Source organism: Clostridium perfringens, assembly GCF_016027375.1.
GTDB classification, from domain to species: domain Bacteria; phylum Bacillota; class Clostridia; order Clostridiales; family Clostridiaceae; genus Sarcina; species Sarcina perfringens.
Genome location: NZ_CP065681.1, coordinates 309,828 through 328,109 on the forward strand (window position 1 = coordinate 309,828; position 18,282 = coordinate 328,109).

Sequence of the window (18,282 nt, forward strand, 5' to 3'; positions counted from 1 at the left end):
ATCCAGAATTCATTATCATCTTAGTTGTCCTAAGACGTATTCCTTAGAAAGGAGGTGATCCAGCCGCAGGTTCTCCTACGGCTACCTTGTTACGACTTCACCCCAATCGCTGACCCTACCTTCGGCCGCTGCCTCCTTGCGGTTAGCTCACGGACTTCGGGTATTGCCAACTCTCATGGTGTGACGGGCGGTGTGTACAAGACCCGGGAACGTATTCACCGCGACATTCTGATTCGCGATTACTAGTAACTCCAGCTTCATGTAGGCGAGTTTCAGCCTACAATCCGAACTGAGACTGGTTTTTAAGTTTGGCTCCACCTCGCGGTATTGCATCTCTCTGTACCAGCCATTGTAGCACGTGTGTAGCCCTACACATAAGGGGCATGATGATTTGACGTCATCCCCACCTTCCTCCTGGTTAACCCAGGCAGTCTCGCTAGAGTCCTCAACTTAATGGTAGTAACTAACGACAAGGGTTGCGCTCGTTGCGGGACTTAACCCAACATCTCACGACACGAGCTGACGACAACCATGCACCACCTGTCACCTTGTCCCCGAAGGGATTTCCTCGATTAAGAGTAATGCAAGGGATGTCAAGTGTAGGTAAGGTTCTTCGCGTTGCTTCGAATTAAACCACATGCTCCGCTACTTGTGCGGGTCCCCGTCAATTCCTTTGAGTTTTAATCTTGCGACCGTACTCCCCAGGCGGAATACTTAATGCGTTAGCGGCGGCACGGAGGTGTTGAAACCCCCACACCTAGTATTCATCGTTTACGGCGTGGACTACCAGGGTATCTAATCCTGTTTGCTCCCCACGCTTTCGAGCCTCAGCGTCAGTTACAGTCCAGAGAGTCGCCTTCGCCACTGGTGTTCTTCCTAATCTCTACGCATTTCACCGCTACACTAGGAATTCCACTCTCCTCTCCTGCACTCTAGATAACCAGTTTGGAATGCAGCACCCAAGTTGAGCCCGGGTATTTCACATCCCACTTAATCATCCGCCTACGCTCCCTTTACGCCCAGTAAATCCGGATAACGCTCGCCACCTACGTATTACCGCGGCTGCTGGCACGTAGTTAGCCGTGGCTTCCTCCTTGGGTACCGTCATTATCTTCCCCAAAGACAGAGCTTTACGATCCGAAAACCTTCATCACTCACGCGGCGTTGCTGCATCAGGGTTTCCCCCATTGTGCAATATTCCCCACTGCTGCCTCCCGTAGGAGTCTGGGCCGTGTCTCAGTCCCAATGTGGCCGATCACCCTCTCAGGTCGGCTACGCATCGTCGCCTTGGTAGGCCGTTACCCCACCAACTAGCTAATGCGCCGCGGGTCCATCTCATAGCGGATTGCTCCTTTGGTTGAATGATGATGCCATCTTTCAACGTTATGCGGTATTAATCTTCCTTTCGGAAGGCTATTCCACTCTATGAGGCAGGTTACCCACGTGTTACTCACCCGTCCGCCGCTAATCCGTTTCCCGAAGGAAACTTCATCGCTCGACTTGCATGTGTTAAGCACGCCGCCAGCGTTCATCCTGAGCCAGGATCAAACTCTCAATTTAAAAGTTTAATCTATACTCATATTACTTATAAAAGAATTGCTGGTTTATGTTAATATCTTCTGTTTAATTTTCAAAGACCATTTCTTTATCGCTCTCAAGCGACTTCTTTATTTTATCATCACTTTCGAACTTTGTCAACATTTTTCTTCAAAAAACTTTTTTAACTTATTTGCTAAGTTTTGTTTTTTGTTTTGTTGCTGTTCGTCAGCGACAAGTAATATCTTATCACATAAGGTTACATAAACATTTAGTTTATATGCTATATTATAAAATTATATTATATTTTCTATTAATTTCTTTATTTTTCTCAAAAATTCAATTATTGATACACTTGGTAAAGTTTATATTATATTTATACTATTTATTTGCTATTTATAAGTTTTTTTAGGTATTTTAATATAATAATTTGCCTAATAAAACCCTTTTTAATCTAATTTAATTTTATTTATATTTTATTATTTAACTTAAAAAATATAAATTTTAATAGAAAAATTTAAAAAATAAAAAAACTCTGATGCTAAAAGCACCAGAGTTTCATTAAAACTTATTAGTTTTCTTCATCCTTAACTTCAGTAGCTACTTCTTCTACAATTATATTTGTATCTTCTGATTCATCTAATAAAGTCATTTCTTCTTCCTCTTCATTAGTATCTCCAGAGATTTTAGCAATAGTTACAACAGCTTCATCTTCTAGAGTCCTCATAAGTTTAACTCCCATTGCAGATCTACTTGTAACTGAAATATCACTTACATTTATTCTTATAGCTACCCCTTGGTTATTTATAAGCATAAGCTCATCATCTTCTTTACATACAGTAGCACCAACTACTTTACCAGTCTTATCAGATACTTTATATGTTATAAGACCTATTCCACCTCTATTTTGAACTTTATATTCATCTAGGTTAGTTCTCTTACCATAACCATTTTCACTGACAACTAGTAATTTTTCGTCTTCTACAGCTATATCCATACAAACAGCAACGTCGCCTTCTCTTAAGCTTATAGCTTTAACTCCAGATGCAGTTCTACCCATAGGTCTAACATCTGTTTCATTAAATCTTATAGCATTACCGTCTTGAGTTACAAATATAATATCTGCGTCTCCATATGTTATTTTAGCTCTTAGAAGCTCGTCACCTTCTCTAAGGTTTAATGCTATTAATCCATTCTTTCTTATATTCTTGAAGTCTTTTAATGGTGTTTTCTTAACTATTCCTAGTTTAGTTCCCATAAATAAGTATCCATCTTCTTGAACATCCTTAAATGAAAGAACAGTTTGTATTTTTTCATCTGCTTCTAATGGTAATATATTTACAAGATTTGTTCCCTTAGCAGTTCTTCCTGCATCTGGTACCTCATAAGCTTTTATCTTATAAACCTTACCCTTAGTTGTAAAGAATAATAAGTTTGAGTGTGTTGATGTTACAAGTACATTTTCAACAAAGTCATCTTCTTTTGTTGTCATTGCTTGTATTCCCTTACCACCTCTCTTTTGAGCTGAGTAAACATCTGAAGATATTCTCTTAATATATCCAGTGTGAGTAAGAGTTATTACAACATCCTCTTCTTGTATTAAGTCTTCTATATCTATTTCATTTTCTTGTTTTTCTATTTGTGTTCTTCTTTCATCTGAGTACTTAGCTTTTATTTCTAGAAGCTCTTCTTTTATAACCTCTAATAATCTTTCCTCACTAGCTAAGATTGCATTTAAGTAATCTATTAACTTCATAAGCTCATTATACTCATTTTCAATCTTATCTCTTTCAAGACCAGTAAGTCTTCTAAGTCTCATTTCTAAGATTGCAGCAGCTTGCTTTTCACTTAAACTAAATCTTTCAATAAGTGTGTTTTTAGCTATTTCTGAAGTCTTAGAACTTCTTATGATATTTATAACCTCATCAATATTATCAAGGGCTATTATTAATCCTTCTAATATGTGAGCTCTCTCTTTAGCTTTATTAAGCTCAAATTGAGTTCTTCTAGTTATAACATCCTTTTGGAAGTTTATATAGTGAACTAAAACTTGTTTTAAGTTTAATACTTGTGGTTGATTATCAACTAAAGCAAGCATTATAACTCCAAATGTGTCTTGCATTTTTGTGTGTTTATATAAAAGGTTTAATGTAACATTTGGATTTGCATCTCTCTTAAGTTCTATAACCATTCTCATACCTTCTCTATCAGATTCATCTCTTAAATCTGATATTCCAGTAATTTTTTTGTCCTTAACAAGATCTGCAATATATTCTATAAGCTTAGCCTTATTAACTTGGTATGGAAGTTCAGTTACTATTATTTTATGTCTTCCATTTTCCTCTTCAATTTCAGCTTTAGCTCTTACTACTATTCTACCTTTTCCAGTTTCATAAGCAGCTCTTATTCCTGATTTACCCATTATTATTCCTGCTGTAGGGAAATCTGGTCCTTTAATGTATGTCATTAATTCTAAGCTTGTTAATTCTGGATTGTCTATAAGAGCTATAGTTCCATCAATTACCTCACCTAAGTTATGTGGTGGTATATTAGTAGCCATACCAACAGCTATACCTGACGAACCATTAACTAAAAGGTTAGGATATCTTGAAGGTAATACAACTGGTTCTTTTTCCTCACCATCAAAGTTTGGAATAAAATCAACTGTATTTTTATTAATATCTCTAAGCATTTCAGAAGCTATTTTATTCATTTTAGCTTCTGTATATCTCATTGCCGCTGCTGAGTCTCCATCAACAGAACCAAAGTTACCATGTCCGTCAACAAGCATATATCTTAAAGAGAAATCCTGTGCCATTCTAACTAATGCATCATAAACTGATGAATCACCATGTGGGTGGTATTTACCTAAAACTTCCCCAACTATTCTGGCACATTTTCTATATCCTCTTTCAGGATATAGTCCTAATTCTTGCATTGAATATAAAATTCTTCTGTGAACTGGTTTTAAACCATCTCTAACATCTGGTAATGCTCTACCAACAATAACGCTCATAGCATAATCTATGTAGCACTTTTTCATTTCTTTATTTATATCTATGGGTATTACTTTTCCCTCATTTAAGCTCATGTACTTCACCTCATATTAGTACTATATATCTAAATTGCTAACATTTTTAGCATTCTTCTGAATAAATTCTCTTCTTGGCTCTACTTTATCGCCCATAAGAATTGTAAATATCTCATCAGCTACCATAGCATCCTCAATATCTGCTCTTAATAATATTCTTGATTCTGGATCCATAGTAGTTTCCCAAAGTTGTCCTGCGTTCATTTCTCCAAGCCCTTTGTATCTTTGAACATTTACACTACTATCCTTTCCACCAAACTCTTCTATTATTTCATCTGCAGCAGCATCTGAGTATGCATATCTCTCTTGTTTTCCTTTAGAAATTTTATATAGTGGTGGTTGCGCTATATAAACGTGTCCTTGCTCAACTAAGTCTCTCATATATCTATAGAAGAATGTTAATAATAGAGTTCTTATGTGAGCACCATCAACGTCAGCATCAGTCATGATTATTATTCTATTATATCTTATTTTTTCTATATCAAACTCAGGTCCTATACCAGCTCCAATTGCAGTTACCATTGATCTTATAGTATCTGAACCTAAGATTTTATCCAATCTTTGCTTTTCTACGTTCATTATTTTACCTCTTAAAGGTAATATAGCTTGGAATTTTCTATCTCTTCCTTGCTTTGCAGATCCACCAGCTGAGTCTCCCTCAACTATGTAAATTTCACATTCCTTTGGATCTTTTGATGAACAATCAGCAAGCTTACCTGGTAATGAACTTCTTTCAAGTACTGATTTTCTTGTAAGTTCTCTAGCTCTTCTTGCAGCTTCTCTAGCTCTTGATGCTAATAAAGCTTTTTCTATTATAATTTTACCAACCTCAGGATTTTCTTCTAAGAAAGTAGAAATTCCTTCTCCTGAAATTGAATCAACAGCACTTCTAACTTCACTATTTCCTAATTTAGTTTTAGTTTGACCTTCAAATTGAGGCTCAGATATTTTAACAGAAACAACAGCAGTTAAACCTTCTCTTATGTCATCTCCTGATAAGTTCTTATCTGATTCCTTTAAGTGACCAAATCTTCTACCATAATCATTCATTACTCTTGTTAAAGCAGTTTTAAATCCTGCTAAGTGAGTACCACCTTCAACAGTGTCTATATTATTAGCAAAAGTAAAGATATTTTCATTGAAACCATCATGGTATTGTAAAGAAACCTCTACAGCAATTCCATCTTTAAGACCTTCTACATAAATTGGTTCATCATGTAAAACCTCTTTATTTCTATTTAGATAACTTACAAAAGATTTTATACCACCTTCATAGTGATATACTTCTTCTTTAACTTCATCTTCTCTTTCATCAATAAGAGTTATGTTTATTCCCTTATTTAAGAAAGCTAATTCTCTAAGTCTTTGTGATAAAATTTCAAAATCATATTCAGTTTCTTCGAATATTTCATGGTCAGGCTTAAAGTGAACTTTAGTTCCACTACCTTCAGCTTCTCCTATTTTCTCTAAACCTGTAAGCACAGCCCCTCTTTTATAAGACTGTTTCCAAACATATCCATCTCTTGTTACAATTACTTCGCATAATTCTGAAAGAGCATTAACTACAGATGCACCAACACCATGTAATCCACCAGATACTTTGTATCCGCCACCTCCGAATTTACCTCCAGCATGTAGAACTGTCATTATAACTTCTACAGTTGGTTTTCCCATCTTTGGATGAATTCCTACTGGCATACCTCTTCCGTCATCAACTACAGTAACTGAATTATCCTTGTGTATGTATACTTTTATATTTTTACAGTATCCAGCTAATGCTTCATCAATACTGTTATCAACAATTTCGTAAACTAAATGATGAAGACCTCTTGAACTAGTACTACCAATGTACATTCCTGGTCTTTTTCTTACAGCTTCTAGTCCCTCTAAGACTTGAATCTGACTTGCATCATAATTTTGATTGTTTTGCTCCAACATATAACTCCTCCTATATAGCAGCAATTTACCTTTTATAGGGTCTTCCGTGAATAATCTCAAACAACTTAGTCGAAATTCCTTCAATCCTCACACTTAATGTAAACATTATTTAAGAGCTATTAATTTAAAGGCTATGGGTTAACCCTTCCCAAAATAAATGTGGCAATCCTATTTTTATAAAATCTTTTAAAAATAAATCTTTAGTAATAACCTCAAATTTATCTTAATTCAAAAATTTAAGGATTATAATTAATATCTGTACGCTTTGTTAATGTAGATGATGAAATAGGTGAAAGATATACCTTACTCATTTTATCTATCTCAGCTATAACAAAAGATTTTGGCTTTTCATCTGTAATTCTTTCAACAAAGCCATCCTCTTCAGCCATTCTTAAGAATTGTATAGTATCTGAACTATACATAGCAGTTTGTATATCGAATATTCCTATAACATCTTTAACTGGAACTACTACATTCTCTCCTAAGTGTAAAAACACAAATACTCCTCCTTTAACATTGAATACGTCCATTTATAACTCTAAATACTTTTGAGTTTTCATCTAAATAACTGGTTAGATCTTCTATTCCCGTACATGTTATTACTGTTTGTATATTTTTTATTGATGTTAAAACATATCTTTTTCTATTAAAGTCTAATTCTGACAATACATCATCTAATAATAACACAGGATATTCACCTGTTATTTCTTTTATTATTTTTAAAGATGCAAATTTTATTGTTAATACACTAGTTCTTTGCTGACCTTGTGAACCATAAATCTTTGCATCTATATTATTTAAATATATATTAAAATCATCTCTATGTGGACCTATAGATGTAGCTCTTTTATCTATATCCTTTTTTCTATTTTGTTCTAATAGTTTTATCATAGAATCTTTAATATTATCTAAATCTTTTACAGTGGAAATATATTTAAATTCAATTTCTTCTTTTCCTGAAGTTATCTCTTTATGAATTTCTTTAGAATATTTGTTTAACTGTTCTATATATTTTAATCTAGTCTTTATAATATTCTCTCCATATTGAGCCAATTGTATATCATATATGTCTAACATTTCCTCATTTATATTTTTATTCTTTAAAACTAAATTTCTTTCATGTAAGACTTTATTATATTGAACTAAATTATGATAATACCTTTTGTTTAATTGGCTAAGTTCCATATCAATAAATCTTCTTCTTATTCCAGGAGATTCTTTTACTATTTTTAAATCTTCTGGAGAGAACATAACTACGTTAAATGTTCCAATTAATTCTCCAATTTTACTTATCTTTATTGAATTTATGCTAATAGCTTTTTTTCCGTCTTTTAAAATATTCACATCTATGATTTTGTCTAATCTATCCTTATGAACATCTAACCTTATAAAAGCTCTGTCCTTATTCCACTCTATTAGCTCCTTGTCTCTATTAGTTCTGTGTGACTTAGCAAATCCACAATAATATATAGCTTCTATTACATTGGTTTTACCTTGTGCATTATCACCTATAAAGACATTTACATTAGGACAAAGCTTAATTGATAAATTTTCATAATTTCTATAATTAATTAATTGCAAACTTTTTATATACATAAAAACACCTATATTTAATTATACCATATTCTTATGTTCTTTAGGCTATGTATCTTTAAATTAACTTATAAATTTCCCCATTGAACTCTACAGTATCATCAACTCTTAATTTTTTTCCTCTTTGAGTACATACTTCACCATTTACTAAAACTTCTCCGTCCATTATGAACATTTTAGCTTCTGATCCTAAACTAACTGCTCCACACCATTTTAAAAATGAATCTAACTTTATAAACTCTGTATTAATTTTTACTTCTTGCATAATTATACACACAATGTATATTTAAAAATTACATTGTTTCTCCTTTCAAAAAAATAAAATAAAAAAATAGTCTATGGTGAGTTTAGCAATACTAAACTCACCATAGTTATAAAAATCTAATTTAAATTATCTTGCTATTCTAACAGGTAGAACTAAATATTCACATAAATCATTGTTCTTATTTCTTATAATACATGGAGATATGCTACTTGTCATTCTTAATTCTATTTTGTCCTCTTCCATATTTTTTAAAACATCTAGTAAGTATTTTGAGTTAAATGCAATTTGAATTTCATCTCCTTGCAATTTGATAGTAACCTCTTCTCTAACTTTTCCTAATTGAGAATTAGATGTGATTACTATATTTTCATCAGTTATATCAAACTTAACTAAGTTACTATTTCCTTCCTTAGCCATAAGAGATGCTCTTTCAATACCATTTTGAAGAGTTTGTTTATCAACTTCAATTTGTAACTTATGTTCTTTTGGTAATAAGGCATCATACTTTATGAATTCACCTTCCAGCAATCTAGAAATAACTTTTGTATCTCCCATATTAAATAATATGTGATTTGGAGTAAATGTTATGTTGACTATTTCCTCTGAATCTTCTAATATCTTAGCCACTTCGTTAAGTGTCTTTCCTGGTATAACAGCATTAATTGTATTGTTAGTATCTATATTCTCTGTTCTTATTGCTAATCTATATCCATCTAAAGCTACTAAGTTTAATTTAGAGTCCTTAATTTCGAATAATATACCTTGAAGAATAGGTCTAGTTTCATCTTGAGCTATGGCAAAAGAAGTTCCTTTTATCATATTTTTAAGAATTCCTTGGTTTATTGAGAATATCATGTTCTCGTTTATCTTAGGTAAGCTTGGAAAATCTTCTGCATTCATATGTAATAAATCAAATACAGACTTTTGACAAGTTATTCTTATAGCTTCTTCTGATACTGTTTCTATTTTAATTTTATCGTTAGGTAACTTTCTTATTATCTCTCCAAATATTTTAGCATCAACAACTAACTTCCCTGGTTCAGTAACATCAGCTTCAAATTTAGTTTCTATACTAACATCTTTATCTGATCCTATTATAGTTACTATGTTCTCAGAAGCTTCTATGTATAGACCTTCTAAGATAGGCATTGTTGATTTTCCAGTTATAGCTTTTTGAGCTATAGCTATAGATTCTTGTAATTTATTTTTGTCACATGTAAATATCAAAATAAAAACCCTCCTTTTAGGACTTATTCACATAAGTTATACACAGTGTGAATTTTTGCATAATAGATATATTAATAGATAATAAATATAATAATAATAGTAATAGTACCTGTGGATTTGTGGATAAAACCTGGACACCTTTGTATACCAAGGCTTACAGGGATTTTTTGCTTGTGGATAACCTGTAGATTACTGTGAACAATTATCCACAATAAAATAACAGGCAAAAAATAATAAACATAATAATTCACAGGTTATCCACAGATAATATACAGTTATTATGTACTTTGTTAATTACTTTTGAGTAAGCTTTTTAGTAATGTCATTAATCATGCTTTGGAGACCTTCATCAGTCTTTAAATTTTCAGAAATTTTTTCATAAGCATGAATTACTGTAGTATGATCTCTTCCACCAAATTCTTCACCTATTTTAGGTAAAGACATATCTGTAAGTTTTCTACTTAAATACATAGCAATTTGACGAGGATAAGCTATATTTCTAGTTCTTCTTTGAGATTTTAAATCCTCTATTCTTAAATTATAATAATTTGCTACGGATTCTTGAATAGTTTTTACTGTAACTGGAGCACTTTCTTTATTAGATATTATATCTTTAAGTGCTTCTGAAGCTAAATCAACGCTTACATCCCTATTAGTTAGAGAGGAATAAGCTATTATTCTTATAAGTGCGCCTTCTAATTCTCTTATATTTGATTTAATTTTAGTAGCTATATATACCATAACTTCATTTGGTACATTTAAGCCTTCAACATCAGCTTTTTTCTTTAGTATTGCCATTCTAGTTTCGAAATCAGGTGGTTGAATATCTGCTATTAAACCCCATTCAAATCTAGATCTTAACCTGTCTTCTAATGTAGGAATTTCCTTAGGCGGTCTATCTGATGATAGTATAATTTGTTTATTCTCTTCATGTAGAGCATTAAAGGTATGGAAGAACTCTTCTTGAGTACGTTCTTTACCTGCTATGAATTGAATATCATCTATTAATAAAACATCGACTTTTCTATATTTGTTTCTAAACTCTTCATTCTTATCATCTTTAATAGCATTAATAAGTTCATTAGTGAATTTTTCAGATGATACATAAACTACTTTTGCTTTAGGATTTTCTTGAAGAATATAATGTCCTATTGCATGCATTAAGTGAGTTTTTCCAAGTCCTACTCCTCCATAGATAAATAATGGGTTATAAGCTTTTGCTGGTGATTCTGCAACGGCTAAAGATGCTGCATGAGCAAAGCGGTTACTATTACCTATTACAAAGGATTGGAAAGTATATTTAGGATTTAATGTAGCTGACATTTCATCACTTACAACTATAGATCCATCGACATCATTTGTATTCTCTTTCTTCTCTTCTTTCTGCTTTTCCTCATTTTCTTTTTCTTCTTCTAAATCAGACTCAAGATAGAACTCTATTTTAAACTTTCTAGATGTAACTATCTTTAAAGCTTGAATTAATAAGTCTTTATATCTTGTATCTAGAATCCCTTTAGTGAATTCATTAGGAACAGAAAGTTTTAATATATTATCTGAAATTGATATAGGAGTGCAGCTTTTAATCCAAGTATTAAAGCTTATTTCAGAAATTTCTCCTTTTATTATATTCAATGCTTGTTCCCAGAGATTATTTAGTTGGGCATCCATCTTCTATCCTCCAATCATAAAATGATTTTAACTTTTAGTTATGCACATATAATTAACATATTAGATTATTACTTTACATGTTGTGAATAAAATTATTAACAGGCTGTTGATAATGTGGATAAATTTTATTATAAAAAAATTATCAACAAGAAATATACACAGTTCTTGTTGAAAGTTTAAAATATATAAAACCGTTGAAATAAAAGGATTATAAAGACTATAAATAAAAAATAATAAGAATAATATACAAGTTATCAACAGGATTATTCACAAGTGTGGATAAGTTGTTATATTAGATAAAGTTATTCACAATGCATTAATATGATAACATAAAGGTATAGTTGGATTCAATAAGTTATCCACAAAAATAACAGCTGTTGATAACTTATTTTGTGTAAAACTTATTTAGATTTATAGTTAAGTGAAAATATTAAAATTTAAAGGTACATATTAGGAAAAATATCTTTTGAAATTTGAATTTTTAACATAATAGAAGTTAAGATAATCAATATTTAAATATAATAAGGATAAATTAGGGTGTAAAAAGAGGGAGAGATAATATAAAGGTAAAAAGTTAATAACATATTGTTATTTATATGTGGATAACTTTATAACTAAAGTTATAAAGTTAAGTTTATTTATGATAAATGAGCTAATCTTATCTATATATATGTAATTGTATATCTTTAAGATTTAAATAAACTTTTTATTGAAGTAATTAGTATTAATTAAGTAGATGAGTAATTTAATAAATTGTGGATAAAATAATAGATAGTTTTATTTAGAATACAGTTTATATATTTTTTAGAGTTATTAATGTAGGGATTTAATTTAATGTATAAACAATTATTATTTATATATTTAAAAAAGGAAAATAAGGTAGATGTAACAAATCTTTAAGTGAGTTATTTTCTTGACAGAGGGCGACTTGAAAGATATAATTAAACAGTAAAACCTAAATTAGCGAATAAGTAAAAAAGCTTTTAGCTTTTTACTAGAATAAAATATTGGTTGAAGGGGGTGTATTTAAATGTTCATGACATATCAACCTAAAAAAAGACAAAGAAGCAAAGAGCATGGTTTCAGAAAGAGAATGAAAACTAAATCTGGAAGAAATGTTTTAAAGAGAAGAAGACAAAAAGGTAGAAAAAGATTAACAGCATAAGGGCCGCATTTTGTGGCCTTTTTCTGCACTAAAAAGCAGAAAAAAGGAGAGCAAATTTAAATGTTACTAAGTTTAAGAAAGAACAATGAGTTTAGAACAGTTTATAGAAGAGGAAAGTCTTATGCTAATGACCTACTAGTTCTTTATGTTTATCCTAACAGAAAAAATGTTACAAAGGATGGAGAACGTTTCAATAAGGTAGGAGTTTCAGTTAGCAAGAAGGTTGGAAAAAGTGTAGTTAGAAGTAGAGTTAAAAGACTTATACTTGAAAATTACAGACTTAATTCTAGTGAACTTAAAGAAGGCTATGACTTTGTGTTTATTGCTAGAGTTGCTATAAACGGTAAGGATTTTAAGCAAGTAGGGAAAGCCATGAATAATTTAATAAAAAAGGCAGGTCTACGTGATAATGAAAAAATTGTTCATAGTAATGATTAAATTCTATAGAAAATATATTTCACCTTTAAAGAGGCCTTGTTGCAGATTTTATCCAACTTGTTCTCAATATGCACTAGAAGCAATACAAAAGTATGGTGCTTTTAAAGGGGGATTTATGAGTATAGGAAGAATATTAAGGTGTAATCCATTCTGTAAGGGTGGATATGATCCTGTAAAATAAATATATACGGTTTAAATATAGGAGGGTAATGTATTGCAGTCAATTTTAAAGCCGATAACTAATTTATTCACAATGATATTTCAAGCTATCCACGGCTTTGTTGCCTCACTAGATATTTTTGGTGTAGGTGCTGGATACGTAATAACTATTTTCTTATTAACTTTATTAGTAAGATTAATATTATTACCGCTAAATATAAAGCAAACTAGATCTCAACAAAAGATGCAAGAAATACAGCCAGAAATAGCTAAACTTCAGAAGAAATATAAAAATAATCCTGAAAAAGCTCAACAAGAAATGATGAAGCTTTATAAGGAGAATAATGTAAACCCAATGAGTGGTTGTTTACCTTTATTAATCCAAATGCCAATATTATTTGCATTATACTATGTATTCACTGGATTAACTGAGTTACAAGGTGTATCATTCTTATGGTTAGGAGATTTATGGGCTCCAGATAGAACATTCATATTACCAATTTTATCAGCTGCAACAACATATTTATCATCTTTATTAATGACAAAGTTTACTCAGTCACAAGCTGGGGGAGCACCTGGTGGAATGAATATGAATACTATGAATATAGTAATGGCTGGTATGATGGGTGTAATGTCAATACAATTCCCATCAATGCTTGTATTATACTGGGTAATAGGTAACCTAATTCAAATGGTTCAAACATACTTCATAGTTGTTTTACCTAGCAGAAAGAGAGCTAAGGAAAAAGAACAATATAAAGATATTAAGTAATAAGAATTTATTTTGCTTTTCTAAGGTGGTGAAACAAGGGTATGAATACAATTGAGATTACTGGAAAGACTGTTGAAGAAGCTTTAAAAAGCGCATTGGAACAGTTGAACACTACAGAAGATAAAGTAGAGGTTACTGTTATAGAAGAAGGAAGTAAAGGCTTCTTTAATTTAATTGGTGCAAAGCCTGCTAAAATTTCAGTTAAGGTGAAAAGAGATAGAATCTTAGAGGCTAAAAAGTTTTTAAGGGATATTCTTGATAACATGAATATAGAAGCTGAAATTAATATTGAAGAAAGTAAAGACCTAGTAAATATAAATCTTACTGGACCTAAGATGGGAGCCATCATAGGATACAGGGGGGAAACTTTAGACTCACTTCAATATTTAACTAGTTTAGTTATTAATAAGGCTAAAGAAGACAAGTACAAAAGAGTGGTTTTAGACACTGAGAATTATAGACAGAAAAGAGAAGAAACTCTTAAAAGATTAGCTAATAAAATAGCTTATAAGGTGAGAAAGTCAGGTAAGATATTAAAACTTGAACCTATGAATCCTTATGAAAGAAGAGTTATTCATTCAGAGTTACAGAATAATGATTTTGTTAGAACTTTTAGTGAAGGTGAAGAACCTTACAGAAGAGTTGTAGTAGAATTAAAGAAATAAAAAGGAAAGCTTAAAGCTTTCCTTTTTTTATCCACAATAAACTGTAGATAAATTGTGGATAACTTGTTAGTAACTATAGAAAAATAGTCATACTAAAGGCTACAATTGTTGATAAATTTAAAAAATAAGGTGAAAATATTATATTTTCACCTTATTTTTTTATCAAGTATATGATTTAATTAATTGGATAGTATTTTTAAGTAAGTAATCTATTAAACAATTTAGTAAAATCATATTTTTTTGCCATAAATAATATGATTTAAAATTTTGACTTATTCTATTTTGTTGGGTAAAATCAATATTAGTTCAAATTTGAGAATATCATTATAAAGGAGGAGCTTATGAAAGAATTCGATACTATTGCTGCTATAGCTACAGCATTAGGAGAAGGTGGAATAGCTATAATTAGAGTATCAGGAAATAAAGCTCTTGAGATTGTAAATAAAATATTCAGAGGAATAAACGGAAAAGATTTATTAGATATAAAACCATATACTATGAGATATGGTCATATGATAGATGAAAATAATGAGATTATAGATGAAGTTATAGTTAGTTTTATGAAAGGTCCTAGAAGCTTTACAGCTGAGGATACAGTAGAAATAAACTGTCATGGTGGTATTGTAGCTACTAATAAAGTTCTACAAAATGTAATAAAAGCTGGTGCAAGACTTGCTGAGCCAGGTGAATTTACAAAAAGAGCTTTTTTAAATGGAAGAATAGATTTAAGCCAAGCAGAAGCAGTTATGGATATAATAACTGCTAAGACTGAACTTTCAATGAAATCAGCTATGACTCAAAGTCAAGGAAGACTTTCTACTGAGATAAACAATCTTAGAAAAGAGGCTTTAGATATATTAGCTCTAATTGAATATGCTGTTGACTTTACAGAGGATGACGAAGAACCAGATGAAACTATACCAGTTAAGGTAAAAGAGGATGTTATAACTCTTAGAGGTAAAGTAAATAATTTAATTGATACTGCTGATGAAGGTAAACTTATTAGAGATGGTTTAAGCATGGTTATAGTAGGAAAACCTAACGTAGGAAAATCATCACTTTTAAATGCTCTATTAAATGAAAAGAGAGCTATTGTAACTGATATAGCAGGAACAACAAGGGACGTAATAGAAGAATATATAAATTTAGATGGAATACCTGTTAGACTAGTAGATACAGCGGGAATCAGAGAAACTGAAGATGTTGTAGAGAAAATAGGTGTAGAAAAATCTAAAGAAAAAATCAATGAAGCTGATTTAGTTATACTAATGTTAGATACAAGTAGAGAATTAGATGAGGAAGACAAGGAAATTATTGATTACATTAAAGATAGAAAATACATAGTACTTTTAAATAAGGTTGATTTAGATAGAAAGTTATCCTCAGAAATTGTGGATAACTTAGAAAATAAAATAGAACTATCTGCAAAAACTGGTTTTGGTATAGATGATTTAAAATCAAAGATAAAAGATTTATTCTTTAATGGATCAATTGATGCTGAAAGTGTAATGGTAACTAATACTAGACATAAAGAGGCTTTATATAGAGCTTCTGAAAACTTAGATGGTGCATTAAATGGACTTAATAATAATGAGTTTTTAGATCTAGTATCAATTTATGTTACATCTGCTTTAAGAGCCTTAGGGGAAATCACTGGAGCAGAGTTAGAGGAAGACTTAGTAAACAAAATATTTGCAGAATTTTGTTGTGGAAAATAGGAGAATGATGAAATATGAGATATAATGCAGGAAGTTATGATATAGTTGTTATAGGTGCTGGTCATGCAGGTTGTGAGGCAGGATTAGCGGCAGCTAGAATGGGATGTAAAACTTTAGTTTGTACATTAACATTAGATTCCGTTGCTATGATGCCATGTAACCCTAATATAGGTGGAACTGCTAAGGGACATCTAGTTAGAGAAATAGATGCTTTAGGTGGAGAGATGGGAGTAAATATAGACCATACATTTATCCAATCTAAAATGTTAAATACATCAAAAGGACCTGCTGTACACTCTCTAAGAGCACAAGCTGATAAAAAGAAATATCAAGAAAGAATGAAAAAGGTTTTAGAAACACAAGAAAATCTTCACTTAAGACAATTAGAGGTAGTTTCTGTAGAAGTTGAAGATGGGAAAGTTAAAGGTGTTCTAACTAAAAATGGTGCATTTTTTGAGTGTAAAGCTGTTATAATGACAAGTGGAACATATTTACAAAGTAGAATAATAATCGGAGATGTTAGTTATAGCCAAGGTCCAAATGGACTTAGCAATGCTAATGAACTTTCAAAATCATTAATAGATTTAGGAATTGACCTTAGAAGATTTAAAACTGGTACTCCAGCTAGAATCAATAAGAGAAGTGTTGATTTCTCAAAAATGATAGAACAACCAGGAGATGAGGAAATAATACCATTCTCATTTATAAGTGGAAATATAGATAGAGACCAAGTTTCATGTTGGTTAACATATACTAATGAGGAAACTCATAAGGTAATTCAAGAAAATATACATAGATCACCAATGTATAATGGAAGCATAAAAGGTGTTGGGCCAAGATATTGTCCATCAATAGAAGACAAGGTAATGAGATTCCAAGATAAAGATAGACATCAAATCTTTATAGAACCAGAAGGTGATGATACAGAAGAAATGTATGTTGGAGGAATGTCATCATCTCTTCCAGAAGATGTTCAAGTTCAAATGATAAAAACAGTTCCAGGTCTTGAAAATGCTGAGATTATGAGAACTGCATATGCAATAGAATATGATTGTATAGATCCAACACAATTAAAGGCTTCACTAGAATTTAAAAATATTGATGGATTCTTTAGTGCTGGACAAATTAATGGTAGCTCAGGATATGAAGAAGCTGGGGCTCAAGGAATAGTAGCTGGTATAAATGCAGCATTAAAAGTTCAAGGAAAAGATCCTATGATACTTACAAGATCAGATGGATATGTAGGAGTTTTAATTGATGATTTAATTACTAAAGGTACTAATGAGCCTTATAGAATGATGACATCAAGAGCTGAATATAGATTATTATTAAGACAAGATAATGCTGATTTCAGATTAACTGAAATTGGACACAATGTTGGATTAGTTACAGAAGAAAGATGGAGTAAGTTTCAGGAAAGAAAGCAAAACTTAGAACGTGAGCTTGAGAGACTTAAAGAACTTCAAATAACTAATAAAACAGAAAATAATGAGAAAATAGTTGAATTAGGTTCAACAGAGCTTAAAAAGCCAATAAGAATGTATGAACTTATAAAAAGACCAGAGTTAGACTACTTCTCATTAGCATGTTTAGATCCTGAAAGACCTGATTTACCAAAGGATATTGGGGATCAAATAAACATAATTGCTAGATACGAAGGATACATTCAAACTCAATTAGAACAAGTTGCTCAATTTAAAAAGTTTGAGAAAAAAGTTCTTCCAGAGGATTTAGATTATAATGACGTAAATAGTTTAAGAATAGAAGCTATACAAAAGCTAAATAAAATTAGACCTTTAAATATAGGTCAAGCTTCAAGAATATCAGGGGTATCCCCAGCAGATATATCAGTTCTGTTAATATTCTTAGAGCATTATAGAAAAACTGGAAAAAATACTGATAACTAAAAGTTATTCAGAAGTTTTCAACAGCACCTGTGGATAAGTCTTGTGTAAAACTTAAAAAAGGTGCTGTTTTACCCCTTTTAAAAAGTTATCCACATGTGGATAACTTTAGTTTTTTAGTAAAAAATAAAATTATTAAAATA

At 31.2% G+C, this 18,282-nt stretch carries 14 protein-coding genes and 1 rRNA gene; 7 read left to right on the forward strand and 8 right to left on the reverse strand.

All coding sequences use genetic code 11. The annotated features are described in order from the left end of the window. Positions 1–47 precede the first annotated feature (47 nt). The 8 genes from I6G60_RS01600 to dnaA all read right to left on the reverse strand — a co-directional run bounded on the left by I6G60_RS01600 (position 48) and on the right by dnaA (position 11,318). A 16S ribosomal RNA gene (locus I6G60_RS01600) occupies positions 48–1,560 on the reverse strand. Positions 1,561–2,107: 547 nt separating this feature from the next. Next, a complete protein-coding gene (gene gyrA / locus I6G60_RS01605; RefSeq protein ID WP_057230289.1) occupies positions 2,108–4,627 on the reverse strand; it encodes a DNA gyrase subunit A in 2,520 nt (839 codons plus the stop codon). Positions 4,628–4,648: 21 nt separating this feature from the next. After that, positions 4,649–6,565 (reverse strand): DNA topoisomerase (ATP-hydrolyzing) subunit B, encoded by a 1,917-nt coding sequence (gene gyrB / locus I6G60_RS01610; protein WP_003466052.1) that lies wholly within the window; start codon positions 6,563–6,565, stop codon positions 4,649–4,651. A 236-nt stretch (positions 6,566–6,801) separates the two neighbouring features. After that, positions 6,802–7,062, reverse strand: a complete 261-nt coding sequence (gene remB / locus I6G60_RS01615) for an extracellular matrix regulator RemB (RefSeq protein WP_003451015.1) — start codon at positions 7,060–7,062, stop codon at positions 6,802–6,804. Positions 7,063–7,075: 13 nt separating this feature from the next. After that, positions 7,076–8,161: a DNA replication/repair protein RecF gene (recF, locus tag I6G60_RS01620; RefSeq protein ID WP_003450989.1), complete on the reverse strand. Its 1,086-nt coding sequence runs from the start codon at positions 8,159–8,161 to the stop codon at positions 7,076–7,078. 55 nt (positions 8,162–8,216) lie between these two features. Continuing rightward, on the reverse strand, positions 8,217–8,423 hold the full coding sequence (gene yaaA, locus I6G60_RS01625; RefSeq protein ID WP_003470354.1) for a S4 domain-containing protein YaaA: 207 nt from the start codon (positions 8,421–8,423) through the stop codon (positions 8,217–8,219). A 126-nt stretch (positions 8,424–8,549) separates the two neighbouring features. Continuing rightward, the gene (gene dnaN / locus I6G60_RS01630; protein ID WP_003451044.1) at positions 8,550–9,650 is read right to left on the reverse strand and encodes a DNA polymerase III subunit beta; all 1,101 of its coding nucleotides are present in this window, start codon (positions 9,648–9,650) and stop codon (positions 8,550–8,552) included. Between the two features lie 294 nt (positions 9,651–9,944). Further along, positions 9,945–11,318: a chromosomal replication initiator protein DnaA gene (gene dnaA / locus I6G60_RS01635; RefSeq protein WP_003451025.1), complete on the reverse strand. Its 1,374-nt coding sequence runs from the start codon at positions 11,316–11,318 to the stop codon at positions 9,945–9,947. A 1,030-nt stretch (positions 11,319–12,348) separates the two neighbouring features. On the opposite strand from dnaA, the gene rpmH reads away from it, so the two are divergent. The 7 genes from rpmH to mnmG all read left to right on the forward strand — a co-directional run bounded on the left by rpmH (position 12,349) and on the right by mnmG (position 18,142). Beyond that, a complete protein-coding gene (gene rpmH, locus I6G60_RS01640) occupies positions 12,349–12,483 on the forward strand; it encodes a 50S ribosomal protein L34 (RefSeq protein ID WP_003451019.1) in 135 nt (44 codons plus the stop codon). A 60-nt stretch (positions 12,484–12,543) separates the two neighbouring features. Then, entirely contained in the window at positions 12,544–12,921 is a 378-nt protein-coding gene (gene rnpA, locus I6G60_RS01645; RefSeq protein ID WP_003450986.1) for a ribonuclease P protein component, read from the forward strand. After that, positions 12,893–13,102 (forward strand): membrane protein insertion efficiency factor YidD, encoded by a 210-nt coding sequence (gene yidD, locus I6G60_RS01650; RefSeq protein ID WP_003451050.1) that lies wholly within the window; start codon positions 12,893–12,895, stop codon positions 13,100–13,102. Before rnpA ends, yidD begins: the two co-directional genes overlap by 29 nt. 33 nt (positions 13,103–13,135) lie before the next feature. Continuing rightward, on the forward strand, positions 13,136–13,852 hold the full coding sequence (locus I6G60_RS01655; protein ID WP_003460013.1) for a membrane protein insertase YidC: 717 nt from the start codon (positions 13,136–13,138) through the stop codon (positions 13,850–13,852). Positions 13,853–13,893: 41 nt separating this feature from the next. Then, positions 13,894–14,517 carry an RNA-binding cell elongation regulator Jag/EloR gene (gene jag, locus I6G60_RS01660; protein WP_003459972.1) on the forward strand — a complete coding sequence of 208 codons (624 nt, stop codon included), beginning with the start codon at positions 13,894–13,896 and terminating at the stop codon, positions 14,515–14,517. Positions 14,518–14,858: 341 nt separating this feature from the next. Further along, the gene (gene mnmE, locus I6G60_RS01665) at positions 14,859–16,235 is read left to right on the forward strand and encodes a tRNA uridine-5-carboxymethylaminomethyl(34) synthesis GTPase MnmE (RefSeq protein WP_003451045.1); all 1,377 of its coding nucleotides are present in this window, start codon (positions 14,859–14,861) and stop codon (positions 16,233–16,235) included. Positions 16,236–16,249: 14 nt separating this feature from the next. Beyond that, entirely contained in the window at positions 16,250–18,142 is a 1,893-nt protein-coding gene (gene mnmG, locus I6G60_RS01670; protein WP_003451018.1) for a tRNA uridine-5-carboxymethylaminomethyl(34) synthesis enzyme MnmG, read from the forward strand. Positions 18,143–18,282 lie beyond the last annotated feature (140 nt).